The following is a 12,042-nucleotide window of genomic DNA, read 5'->3' as shown; positions in this document are numbered from 1 at the left end:
CGCTCTAGAATTTCAGCGCGCCCTCCGCGGCCGCCGCTGCAGCCAGGAGCACCGACTCGGAAGATGAACTCATCTTGTGTTGCGCGCGCTTAGTCTGCCGCTCCCGCACCGCCTCGGCGGCCCGCTTTCCGGCGAGGAAGGCGTGATCGGAATTGTAATACTCCCATTCGCTGTAGCGCCCGGCCAAAAGGATGTCGTGTTCGGCAAGCCAGTCCCGGATCAGCTTCACGTTTTCGGCACGGACATGATCGTAAATGACGTAAGCATGCGGCAGGTCCACTTGGTGGGCAGCCCAAATCGGGTCGTCGGGGGTGAACATGCCAACCCTCTGACAGTCTCGAATGCAGCGCTCGATCAAGGCGTCACCGTCGCAGGGCAGCGGTTTCGCGGGCGAATAGGTGATCTCGCAGGTGAGGCCGAAACCGCCCGGCGCATTGCAATGGGGGCTGGCGTTGCCCTGCACGAAAATGCGGTGAAATACCGTGTCCTCTGGGTAATAGATCCAATGCTTCTCGGTGAGATGGGGCCGGCCGATCCCGAGATTTACGCAACGTACCGAGACGTGGCGTAAACCCTCGCTCGCCCGGCGGATATGGACCGGCGCTTCCTCGCCGAGGCTACGGACCAGTACCGGCAGCGGCATCGTGCTGATCAAGTGGCCGTACTCGATCTGCATGCCATCGGTCAAGGTTGCGGTATGCCGGTGAGGAGAGATCGCGACCACCCCGGCATTGAGGCGGAGCCGATCGCACACGTGGGGAATAAAGCCGTTCATCAGCGCCTGAAACCCGCCCCGCAGGGGATAGCCGAACCGGGCGTTCGGTCCCATGGGCTTGGGCACCGGCCTCAAGGCGCCCTCGATCATGTCCTCCAGATCAGGCAGCGGTACCCGTCCGCCCAGCCAGGAGGTTTCCATCGCCTTGAGATCCACCGCCCATAACTTGCGGTTGTAGGGGATAGCGAAATGCTTGGCGATGCCGGCGCCCCACACCTTATAGATGAATTCCTCGAAATTTGCGAAGCCTTCCGGCAGTCCTTTCCGAGTGTTCGCAGCACCCCAGCGGACGGTACTTTCCAGGATGCCGTCGCCGCAGCAATCCTTCACGTCCCCGCCCTGGCAATCCCAGTCACGGAGCGATTCCCTGCGGTTACCGCCCTGAGTTTTCCGTTCCTTCAGGGGGCCAAAACGGGCTTCGATGGCACCGACGAGACACTCCTTGATGACTTCGGGCGGCAGGCCGTACAGACCGCCCTGGAACGGATAGCGGGTGTACACGCCCTTGCTGTAGATCCAGGCTTCCCGATCCTGCCAGTGCACGTTGTCGCCCAAAAGCTTTCGGTATAGCTCGTGCACATACGCATCATTGGAAAACATGATATGCCCGGCATAATCGAAGGTGAAACCGTTCTCCTCGATGGAGCGGCACCAGCCGCCTATGCTGTCGTTGGCTTCCAGCAGCAGTGCGCCGGGGGCATGATAAGCGGCGGATAGGCCGGTCGGTCCGGCTCCGATGATGGCAATGTCCCACTGCTCGTTCTGCGATCGCATCGAGCGGCGGGAAGCGGGACCGGAGCCCCGCCGGCGTCCGTGCAGCACTTTGCCGATCTCGTTGGCCATGGACCGTGCGGTAGCATCCCAGGACGTATTCCGCAATACCTTGCGCATCGCCTCGATGCGCCGGGTGCGATCGCCCCCTTCCGTCAGCACCCGGTCGCAGGCCGTGACGAATTGGTCGACGCTATCCCCAAGGTGGACGATCTCCCCATAGGGCCCCGCCACGTCGGCGATGGGCGTGCCGACGATCGGTTTTTCCGCCGCCATGTATTCCAAGGTTTTGGTCGGACTGATGAAGCGGGTCGAATCGTTCCGGGCAAAGGGCAACAGGCAAAGGTCCCATCCAGCCAAGAATGCGGGCAGCTCCTCATAGGAACGCTGACCGAAGTAATGGAGGTTGGGGTGCCGTGGCAACTCCGCGGGATCGATCTTGGCGACGGGTCCGACCATCATCAATTGCCAGTCCGGCCTTGTCCGTGCCATGGCGTCCAGTAACGGCAGGTCGATGCGCTCGTCGATAACACCGAAGAAGCCGAGCCGCGGCCGGGGCAGATCCGCTTGCTCGGGATGATCCAGGCCGGCTTCGCGAGCCTTGCCGAAGTGGGCCGCATCAACGCTGCTCGGAAAGCAGTGTACGTTGGGATGGCGGTGCGCCTTGGCGCGATACAGGCTGGGGCCTCCGGTGAATACCAGGTCAACTGCGCGATAGGCCTCCGCTTCGAACTCCAATAGATCGGGAGAGGCGCCCTTGAAAGCGGACAGCTCATCCATGACGTCGTAGACCATCGCCGTGGGCTTGAGCCGACGGGCCAAAGGCAGCGCCATGGGTGTGTAGAGCCAAACCAGGCCATTGCGCAGTTCCTCGCGCTCGCTCAAGTCGTCCATGAGCGGCTCCAGTTCCGTGAACTGGCGATGGTTGAAGCCCGGGTCGAGAATAGGCGTGAAAGGGGTGGCAACAAGCACCCCCGGAACCGGGCGATGAAACTCCCAATGCGCGGCTTCAGAGTGTAGCGGCTCCTCGATAAAGACAGTGGAAAAATGCTTGGCCAGGCGAGACAGCAGATGTTGAGGGCGTTGCCAGACCCAATTCCAACGTAGGTGGGAAAATACGGTCATCTTGGGTGTTTTTTCCATGAGCCCTCCTTGGAAATGGATTTTTCTGCTGCATCGCGAAAAATAGACTATCCAATGAGACCGGGTCCGTTTGTTCGCGGTTCCGAAGTACGGAGAACGCGAAACCCGCTCCAACATCGAATCAAGCGCTAAATCCTTGTTTGTCGGCATGTTCAACGCCTACATATCCTCCTGATATACGGGACAGCCCCTATTCACCCGAGGTTTCGATCCGCTTAGCATCGGGTCGGATAACTGGCGGTTAGAGCGGACACGTCATAAGCATGATGCCAAGCCTTGCCGTTGCAATTGCGCATGAGCTTTGCGGTTTAGGGATCAGGGACAGATGCCAGACACCAAAAATTCGAATACGTCCGAAGCGACACCTCGTTTTCTGAGACGTCCCTTATTCTTTCTCCTGCACTATGTTCGGCGCCGGCCGTTCCATTTCGCCGGTTTGTTCCTGTTGGTGATCGGCGCCGCCGCCTGCGCCATCGGTGTGCAGGTGGGCATGAAGTTTCTGGTAGACGCCATGTCCGCTCCGGAGAGGAATCGGCTGGCCGTCTGGGGTCCCCTGGCACTGTTTATCACTCTCGTGGGTGTCGAGCATGGGCTGTGGCGATTGAGCGGCTGGCTCGGCTGCCGGACCATGGTGAGCACCGGCGTGGATGTGCGGCTCGATTTGTTCCAGCACCTCTCCGGCCACTCCATGTGCTATTTCAATGATCGTATGGCCGGCTCCCTGGGCAACCGCATCAGCGAAACCGCTGCCGCCACGGGGACGCTGTTCAGCGTACTCGCCTGGAATATGGTGCCGCCTTGCACCGATTTCCTGGGCGCTATGATCGTGCTGGGAACTGTCCACGGTGACATGGCTGCGCTCCTGTGCGTCTTTGTCGCGATCGTCGGTGGGGGCATGATTCTGTTCGGGCGGCGCGGCCAACCCATACATCGCCATTATGCTGAACAGTGTTCGCGCGCGAATGGCGAACTGGTTGACGTGGTGGGAAACATCTGGGCGGTGAAGGCATTTTCCGCCCGGCAACGCGAACGGGAACGCTTGGCCGAGCATTTGGGATTGGAAGCCGAAAGCCAGCGGCGGAGCTGGATGTATCAGGAGAAAACCAGGGTGCTTCACGACCTGCTGCTATGGTTGATGGCGGGAACCATACTGGCTTGGGCGCTCCAACTCTGGGCTGAGAATCGGATTACGCCCGGCGAGGTGGTGCTGGTCAGCACGTTGACATTCCGCATACTACACGGCTCCCGCGACCTCGCCTTTGCCTTGTTCGGCACCACTCAGCAGCTCGGGCTTATCGCGGAGACCCTGAGGGACATCGGCAAGCCGCACTCGGTAACCGATTGTCCACGGGCGAAACCGTTCGTGCCACAAGGCGGAGCCATCAAGTTCGAGAACGTCTGCTTCGGCTATGCAAACGGCGATCTCCTTTTCCGCGATCTAGGCCTCGACATTCCGGCCGGCCAGAGGCTAGGCATCATCGGCCCATCCGGCGCCGGCAAGTCGACGCTGGTGAGCCTGGTGCAACGGCTCGACGATGTTCATACAGGCCGCATTCTGATCGACGGTCGGTGCGTGACCGAAATTCCGCAGGATGCTCTGCGTGCGGCTATTGCCGTGGTGCCGCAGGATATTTCGCTGTTCCACCGTTCGATCCTGGACAACATCCGCTACGGCCGCTCCGAGGCCAGCGACGAGGAGGTCTACGCCGCGGCCCGTCAGGCCTTTTGCGATGCTTTCATCCGCGCGTTACCGGAGGGATACCACACGCTGGTCGGAGAGCGCGGCGTGAAACTGTCCGGAGGTCAGCGTCAGCGCATCGGCATCGCCCGCGCCTTTCTGAAGAACGCGCCGATCCTGATCTTGGATGAAGCCACCTCGGCACTGGATACCGCTTCGGAGCTCGAGATTCACCAGGCGCTGGCCAAGCTCATACGGGGCCGCACCGTGCTGGCGGTGGCTCATCGGCTGTCCACGGTGGCCTCGTTCGACCGGATCATCGTGCTCAGTGAAGGCTGTATCGTCGAGGACGGCAGCCCCGAGGAACTGAGACGGCGGCGCGGTGTATTCGACGCCATGTGGCAGCTGCAAGCAGGAAACGCCGTTTCTCAGAATCCCAAAATCACTCCGGCTGCGCGGGCATGAATCGTGACGAATAAAATGGGCGAAGCAAAGGCGTTAGGCAATACGATCCTATGGTACGACAGCGCATCATCCTACTGCCCTGCAGCCGCCTCGGGCCGACCTTTGCCTGAATAAAAAGCCGAATCCCGAGGCAGCCGCACCGATTGCCGTCAGATCGCCGATACGCCTGCGTGGGACAGCGTGGATTGTTCGTGCCACTGGCGCACCTGCATCAGGTGATCATCCTCCTCCGCAAGCGCCGTCCGGAAATCGTTGGCCATATCATCAAGCCCCATCTCGCTGGTCAATCGGATCAAGAGTTCCCAACCGGCATGATCGACCAGCTCGGCGGTGAGGATTGCTTCTAAGGATTGGTCTATGGAGGTGCGCGGATCGCTCATGATCTGAAGCACTCCGCTCGACGCGACGGCGCTGACGTCCGCACCGGGCGTTTGCGTGGTCGGATCGGCGCCTAACGACTCCAGTGCCTTTGCCACCAGCTTGAAATGCTGGGCCTCCTCTCGCCGAAAACGTTTGAGCGTGTCGACGGAGATCGGCGAGCCGGCCTCGGACGCGGTTTCACATTTGTTAATGAGATAGTCGTAGAGCCGCGTACCGGTGCGCTCGAACGCCAGGCGCTCGCCCAGCTTATCGACCAAGACTTCGGGATGCTTGCCGGTCAGTTTCTGTAGGGTGGCCTGAGCCATACCTTTCAAGGTACCCGGCGGCGGAACCGACCCCACCGGCTCGGCTTCCCGAATATAGACGCTATCGAGTTTCGCAAGCGCCGATTCGTCTCCCGACGAACTCGGAGGAGCCGCCTGCGCCGCGTCTATCATCCGCTGGCTGTCGACCGGCGACATGCCGATACCGGTGCGATTTTTCGAGCTCATCTCGACTGATGTTTTTTCCATGGTTCAACTCCTCAGACGGTTTCTTGCGATTTATGCGACCCTGCGATTCAACTCGGTACCGGGGGACCACTGGTATCCCGCCGCCACCGTTTGAGATGGCGACCCGTCCGAATTCATATGCTGCCGGTAATCCAAGGACGCCGAATCTTCCTGCGACTTATCGACAAATTGAGTGCCGCGGGTGCGCAAGTCCACTTCTTGATCGAGCACCTTGCGGACGAATTCGCGGTTGCTCTTGAACGGAATAGGTTCCGGCAACGTGTCTGAAATGACCTCGGCCGGATCGCGCCTCTCATACTTCTTGAACAGTTCCGACACGTATGCGACATGTCCGAGCTCATAATCCAGGAAACGCTCCCATATCGCCTTGATGCGCGGGTTGGATTCCTGCTCCACGCAGCTGTAGTAGTTGTAGGCTTCCGTCGCTTCGTGCAGCAGCCATTTTTCGAGCCATGTTTCGTTGGGGTCTATGATGGACTCATACTGAGTGACATGCTGCTCCTCGATCGAGGCGATTTCAGCATATAACTGGCGGGCGACCGCATCGGCATACATCGGTCCGACATTGGCGTAGAAATCATGGGTCTGATACTCGGCGGCCATGATCGTCGTCGCATGCAGCTTGCTGATCGCGGCCGCTTTGGTTCGATCGTAGTGCTCGCGCAAATCGTTCTCCGGCGCTCGATGCTCATCCACGGTCGGTCTTCCCGGGATGATGTCCGTGTGGGATTGCAGAATGTTGTTCGCGTCTTTGCCCTCGAGCCGATCCAACAGCGCCGAATAGCGGTAAAGGTGGTCGAAATCCTCCAGCAAGCCGAAGCGGTAAACCTGAGCCAGATAGCCGTCGGGCTCGTTTTGCGCTACCGCCGCGGTGACCTCGACGGCCACTTGCTCGTAGGCGATGGTGGTCTCCAGCGGTGAATGATCGGAAGAAATGAGCCAATTGACGGTAGTCTGCTGATGCTGTTCGGCCCGCCTGACCTTAGCCAGCGGTACCTGAAGGTCCTTGTTCATCCGTGCGCACAGGTGCTGAAAACGTAGCGCCTCCATTTCAAGTCCGTTCATGAGGATGATCCTGACTCGCGTGAACGCCTCGTCATCGAGCTTGCTGATCGGCTTCTGAACCATCTCTTTCCACGTGAACCGTTGCTTTTCAAGGGGAACACCCCTCGAGTCAAAGAGCTTTACGGCCATAACGCCTCCTGTCCAAAAATAAGTCAGTCCCAAGGAAATATCGTTTCGTTTTCGAAACACTCCTGACTATGACAGCGGGAAGGAGAATGGATTCAGGCAAACAATCTAAGTGCATTCACTTACCCTGCATGACGTATTGTTCATCTCTGGTGCACCTCTGTCCTTTTCGCACCATATAGGATCATTCGACGCTGCACCGTTTCGGGAAGACATGCCCCAAAACGAGGCCATATGCTGCCAAGAACAAAAGGCTCGTTTCTTGCTTACGTCACCCCGTCCTGAAACCAAAGAGATCGTTTTTATGGAGACAGTCAGTAAAAGCAACGACGTATTCTTCGTGCTACTCGGCGCGGTCATGGTGCTTGCAATGCACGCCGGCTTCGCGTTTCTCGAACTCGGCACCGTTCGCCGCAAGAATCAGGTTAATGCCTTGGTAAAGATCCTGACGGATTTCGCCATGTCGACCGTAGCCTATTTTTTTATCGGCTATTACATCGCCTACGGCGTCCAATTCTTCGACGGGGCGGCACATCTGGCTCAAAACAACGGCTATGAGCTGGTCAAGTTTTTCTTCCTGCTCACTTTCGCAGCCGCGATTCCCGCTATCGTGTCCGGCGGGATAGCGGAACGCGCGAAATTCAATCCGCAAATAACCGCTACGTTTTTGCTGGTCGCGCTCGTGTACCCGTTTTTCGAGGGGATTGCATGGAACAAGAATTTCGGCGTTCAGGCTTGGCTCGAGCAGAGTTTCGGAGCAGGATTCCACGATTTTGCCGGCTCGGTCGTGGTGCATGCCGTAGGCGGCTGGATCGGCCTGGTCGCCGTGATTCTGCTTGGGCCGCGCCGGGGCCGTTATCATCGAAACGGCGACATCTCCGCCCATCCACCATCAAGCATACCGTTTCTGGCGCTCGGTGCCTGGATACTGACTGTCGGCTGGTTCGGCTTCAACGTCATGTCGGCGCAGACCTTGAATGCTGCCAGCGGTTTAGTAGCCTTGAATTCTCTCATGGCGATGGTCGGGGGGACCTTGGCTGCTCTTCTGATGGGACGCAACGATCCCGGCTTCGTACACAATGGTCCCTTGGCCGGTTTGGTTGCCGTATGTGCGGGATCCGATCTCATGCACCCGATCGGTGCATTGGTAGTCGGGGCCGGCGCCGGGATTCTGTTCGTCGTCTTGTTCACCCTGACCCAGAATCGCTGGAAGATTGACGATGTGTTGGGCGTTTGGCCCTTGCACGGCCTTTGTGGGGCATGGGGAGGAATCGCTGCCGGAATTTTTGGCCTGCCAGCGTTCGGGGGTGTCGGCGGCGTCAGTTTCTTATCGCAGTTGATCGGCACCGGGCTCGGGCTTTTCGTAGCCGCAATCGGCGGTCTCCTGATTTATGGATTTCTCAGGCTTACGGTCGGATTGCGCCTGGACCCGGAAGATGAATTCGCCGGCGCGGACTTAACCATCCATAAAATCAGCGCTTCCCCGGAGAAAGAAGCCGGCTGGTAGGTTCATTCACTCTCGGCCGATTTTTACCGGCCTTTTGATCCTCAAAACGTGGGCAGCATATTGTCGTGCTCCAATAGGTGCAGAGCGTTCTCCAGTCATGTTTTCAAGAAAGCTGTTAGGCCGCGTCTTGTTTCCCGTCACAAGAAATCGCCTGTTCGACGCTTTATAAGACGCTTTATAAATGGCAGATTGCAGCCTGTATCTGTAAACTGAAAACGGCAGGGTCGACGCTCTGTTCTGCACCAGGAAGACACCGTGAGGAAGCTCGACGAGACGCGAACTACATAAACCCTGGCTTGGGCAAAATTTTTGTGCGGCTGCCCGAGAACCGGGGCACGAAAAACCAAAGGGGATCCACGATGAAAAAGGCCGGAGTGATTGGAGCAGGAGTGCTCGCAGCTATTTTTTGGGGCGATGTGCTGCTGGATTTTCTGATCACGGCGGTGGAACTTCTGCTCGAAACTCTCGAATTGGTGACCGAGCATGTCCTGGAGGCTCTCCTTGCCCTCACCCCGTATGAAGCTCAGGCAGTTACCGCGTGGCTCGGATTCGGGCTGCTGATGCTCATCCTCCTTTTCGGATTCAAAAAGCTGAACGGAATTTTCCAACGAGCCAAATCAACCGTTCCCGTTTGGTGGCAGGAACAAAAAGAGCGCGTCCAAGTCAGCTGGTCGAGCATCGGCTGGCAAATCGCCCTGACGGGGATGGCCCTGATACTCCTGCTTCTTTATATCTAGCGGAAAGACCGAGCACCAGGCCTTGAGCAGCCTCGACCGTCCGCCGCGATGACAAGCATCCGACAAACGGCCAAGGCAGATATCGACAATCGCGAATATTCCCTTATCTCGGCATCAGGCGCCCGCTGCACGGGTGGCTTTTTTGCGTTCGTGTTCCAGAAGCAGCTTTTTTCTGAGTCGAACGGATTTCGGGGTCACCTCCACTAGTTCGTCATCATCGATGAACTCCAGAGCCTGCTCCAGACTCAGTTTGATGGGCGGAGTCAAAATGATGTTCTCGTCGCTGCCGGCGGCGCGGATATTGGTCAACTGCTTGGCTTTGGTGGGGTTCACCACCAAGTCGTTGTCGCGGGAATGGATGCCGATGATCATGCCCTCGTAGACTTCCGTGCCGTGCTCGATGAACAGGCGTCCGCGTTCTTGCAGATTGAACAGCGCATAGCCCAGGGCCTTGCCTTCCACCATGGAAATCATCACACCGTTGATACGCTGGCCGATATCGCCTTTCTTCACCGGGCCGTAATGATCGAAGACGTGGTACAGAAGGCCGGTGCCCGAGGTGGCAGTCATGAATTCGGTCTGAAAGCCGATCAGGCCGCGTGACGGCATCATGTATTCCAGCCGTACCCTGCCCTGCCCGTCCGGCACCATGTTCAAAAGATCGCCCTTGCGCTCGCCCAGTTTCTCCATCACCGCGCCCTGATTCGCCTCCTCCACTTCGATGGTGACGAATTCATAGGGTTCGCAGAGCTCGCCGTCGACCTCCTTGATGATCACCTCGGGACGCGACACGCCAAGCTCGTAGCCCTCGCGGCGCATGTTTTCAATCAGGATGGAGAGATGCAACTCGCCGCGTCCCGAAACCTTGAATTTGTCGGGATCGGACGTGTCTTCCACGCGCAGGGCAACGTTGTGCAGCAGTTCCCGCTGAAGACGTTCGCGAATTTGCCGCGACGTGACGAACTTGCCCTCCTTGCCGGCAAAGGGCGAGTTGTTGACCTGGAAGGTCATGCTCACGGTGGGCTCGTCAACGGTCAAAGGCGGAAGCGGCTCTACGCAATCGACGGCACAAATGGTGTCGGAAATCTCCAGCGCATCGATGCCGGTGAAGGCGATGATATCGCCGGCATTCGCCTCGGGCACTTCGACCCTTTCCAGCCCCTTGAATCCGAACACCTGCAGGATACGGGCGTTGCGCTGCTTGCCGTCGCGGCTGACGACCACCACCGGGGTGTTGGTCCTGATGGTGCCGCGCTGGATGCGGCCGATGCCGATCACGCCCACATAGGAGCTATAGTCCAGCTGGCTGATCTGCATTTGAAAGCCGCCCTCTTCGTCGACCACGGGCGGATGCACCTTTTCGATAATGGTTTCGAACAAGGGGTCCATGTTGCCTTCGCGGATATCCGGGCTGTGGCCGGCATAGCCGTTCAGGGCGGATGCGTAAATGACGGGAAAGTCGAGCTGCTCTTCGGTCGCTCCCAGCCGATCGAATAAATCGAAGGTCTGGTCCAATACCCAATGGGCGCGCGCTCCCGGACGATCGATTTTATTGATGACGACGATGGGCTTGAGCCCCAGGGCGAACGCCTTCTGCGTCACGAAACGGGTCTGCGGCATCGGGCCGTCTACCGCATCGACCAAGAGCAGCACGGAATCGACCATGGACAAAACGCGTTCGACTTCGCCGCCGAAGTCGGCGTGGCCGGGGGTATCGACGATGTTGATGTGATAGCCGTTCCAGTCGATGGCGGTGTTCTTGGCCAGAATGGTGATACCGCGCTCCTTCTCCAGGGCGTTCGAGTCCATGACCCGTTCCTCCACTTTTTCGTGGGCGGCGAACGTGCCGGATTGCTGGAGCAGCTTATCGACCAGAGTGGTCTTGCCGTGGTCTACGTGGGCGATGATGGCGATATTGCGAAGTTTTTCGATCATAAATCGGAAAAAGGATGGATGGTGGGGGCGGGGAGCCGGGTAAAACCGGTTATTCTACCAGATTTTAAAGCTCACTCAGTCCTGAGCGGACGCACCGCTTTCGCCCTGCTGGACATGCGACCAGTAACCCCAATCCAGTCTGCGCCAGCGGGCAGGAATCAGGTCGCAATAAAGGAATAAGCACCGGACAACAGAGTGAAGCGTCTTGCGGAACACGCCCCGCTCCAGACGACGATGATCCATTGCATATACGGGCAGATCCGGTGCGAACGCGGTGCGGTAGCCGGCGCGTTTAATGCGCCAGACCAGTTCCGAATCTTCGTTGCAAAGCAGATCGGGATCGAATCCGCCCACCTCCGTCACGATATGGCGCCTGACCAGCAAATTGGAGCCGCTCGCCGCAGGAATTCCCATTTTGTGAGATATCCATTGCCCGTGGGCGAACCAGCGGTAATATCGGCGAAATCGATTGTGCGACAGTTTTGGACCGTAGACGCAGTCGAATTCCGCATATCCGGCGAGTGCCCGAAAGTAGGTTGGTGGGAATACCACGTCTGCGTCCGTAAACAAGACCCATCCGGTTCCGGCCAACTCCATACCGATCTGACGAGCTTCCGATATCGTGCTTTTCAGCCTCACGATTTGGGTGAACTCCGGCGAACGGTGGCGAGCGACGATTTCCGCAGTTCGGTCGTCCCCGGCATCCACGACAATGAGACGACAGCGATCCGGTAACGACGCCAGAAAATGAGCGATGTTTATCTCTTCGTTCAGCGTCGGCAGCACAACCGTGATATCACTCAATTGCATGAAAACCCCTCTGATCCCTTCTCTATCGTTTTTGCGATACATGAGGCGACTATCATTAACATCGCCATGTTGCAAAACGAAGAACGGTAGCCGGTTTAAAGGGATTTATCGCAGGTCGAGCCTTTGATATGCGGATA

At 58.2% G+C, this 12,042-nt stretch carries 8 protein-coding genes; 3 read left to right on the top strand and 5 right to left on the bottom strand.

Features of this window, described 5'->3' with window-relative positions; genetic code table 11:
- Positions 1-4: 4 nt before the first annotated feature.
- Complete coding sequence (locus JOD69_RS09745; protein ID WP_086135536.1) at positions 5-2,689, bottom strand: FAD-dependent oxidoreductase; 2,685 nt, start codon at positions 2,687-2,689, stop codon at positions 5-7.
- Between the two features lie 325 nt (positions 2,690-3,014).
- On the opposite strand from JOD69_RS09745, the gene JOD69_RS09740 reads away from it, so the two are divergent.
- Positions 3,015-4,832, top strand: a complete 1,818-nt coding sequence (locus JOD69_RS09740; RefSeq protein WP_086135537.1) for an ABC transporter ATP-binding protein — start codon at positions 3,015-3,017, stop codon at positions 4,830-4,832.
- A gap of 149 nt (positions 4,833-4,981) precedes the next feature.
- On the opposite strand, the gene JOD69_RS09735 is transcribed toward JOD69_RS09740, so the two are convergent.
- Positions 4,982-5,725 carry a ferritin-like domain-containing protein gene (locus JOD69_RS09735; protein ID WP_077731592.1) on the bottom strand — a complete coding sequence of 248 codons (744 nt, stop codon included), beginning with the start codon at positions 5,723-5,725 and terminating at the stop codon, positions 4,982-4,984.
- A gap of 30 nt (positions 5,726-5,755) precedes the next feature.
- Entirely contained in the window at positions 5,756-6,919 is a 1,164-nt protein-coding gene (locus JOD69_RS09730) for a hypothetical protein (protein ID WP_086135538.1), read from the bottom strand.
- A 301-nt stretch (positions 6,920-7,220) separates the two neighbouring features.
- Here JOD69_RS09730 and JOD69_RS09725 point away from each other — a divergent pair, with 301 nt between their 5' ends.
- Both JOD69_RS09725 and JOD69_RS09720 read left to right on the top strand, forming a co-directional pair.
- Positions 7,221-8,423 (top strand): ammonium transporter, encoded by a 1,203-nt coding sequence (locus JOD69_RS09725; RefSeq protein ID WP_086135611.1) that lies wholly within the window; start codon positions 7,221-7,223, stop codon positions 8,421-8,423.
- 359 nt (positions 8,424-8,782) lie between these two features.
- Positions 8,783-9,160, top strand: a complete 378-nt coding sequence (locus JOD69_RS09720; protein ID WP_133718539.1) for a hypothetical protein — start codon at positions 8,783-8,785, stop codon at positions 9,158-9,160.
- A 114-nt stretch (positions 9,161-9,274) separates the two neighbouring features.
- Here JOD69_RS09720 and typA read toward each other — a convergent pair whose 3' ends face one another.
- The gene (gene typA / locus JOD69_RS09715) at positions 9,275-11,095 is read right to left on the bottom strand and encodes a translational GTPase TypA (RefSeq protein ID WP_077731595.1); all 1,821 of its coding nucleotides are present in this window, start codon (positions 11,093-11,095) and stop codon (positions 9,275-9,277) included.
- Between the two features lie 75 nt (positions 11,096-11,170).
- Positions 11,171-11,905, bottom strand: a complete 735-nt coding sequence (locus tag JOD69_RS09710; RefSeq protein WP_086135612.1) for a glycosyltransferase — start codon at positions 11,903-11,905, stop codon at positions 11,171-11,173.
- Between the last annotated feature and the right edge of the window lie 137 nt (positions 11,906-12,042).

This window comes from Methylocaldum sp. RMAD-M, from assembly GCF_017832375.1.
Taxonomy (GTDB): domain Bacteria; phylum Pseudomonadota; class Gammaproteobacteria; order Methylococcales; family Methylococcaceae; genus Methylocaldum.
This window is presented reverse-complemented; position numbering and strand designations above follow the sequence as displayed.

Coding starts and splice junctions, on each gene's coding strand:
- JOD69_RS09745 (WP_086135536.1), bottom strand. CDS start 2,689: ATGGAAAAAACACCCAAGATGACCGTATTTTCCCACCTACGTTGGAAT.
- JOD69_RS09740 (WP_086135537.1), top strand. CDS start 3,015: ATGCCAGACACCAAAAATTCGAATACGTCCGAAGCGACACCTCGTTTT.
- JOD69_RS09735 (WP_077731592.1), bottom strand. CDS start 5,725: ATGGAAAAAACATCAGTCGAGATGAGCTCGAAAAATCGCACCGGTATC.
- JOD69_RS09730 (WP_086135538.1), bottom strand. CDS start 6,919: ATGGCCGTAAAGCTCTTTGACTCGAGGGGTGTTCCCCTTGAAAAGCAA.
- JOD69_RS09725 (WP_086135611.1), top strand. CDS start 7,221: ATGGAGACAGTCAGTAAAAGCAACGACGTATTCTTCGTGCTACTCGGC.
- JOD69_RS09720 (WP_133718539.1), top strand. CDS start 8,783: ATGAAAAAGGCCGGAGTGATTGGAGCAGGAGTGCTCGCAGCTATTTTT.
- typA (WP_077731595.1), bottom strand. CDS start 11,095: ATGATCGAAAAACTTCGCAATATCGCCATCATCGCCCACGTAGACCAC.
- JOD69_RS09710 (WP_086135612.1), bottom strand. CDS start 11,905: ATGCAATTGAGTGATATCACGGTTGTGCTGCCGACGCTGAACGAAGAG.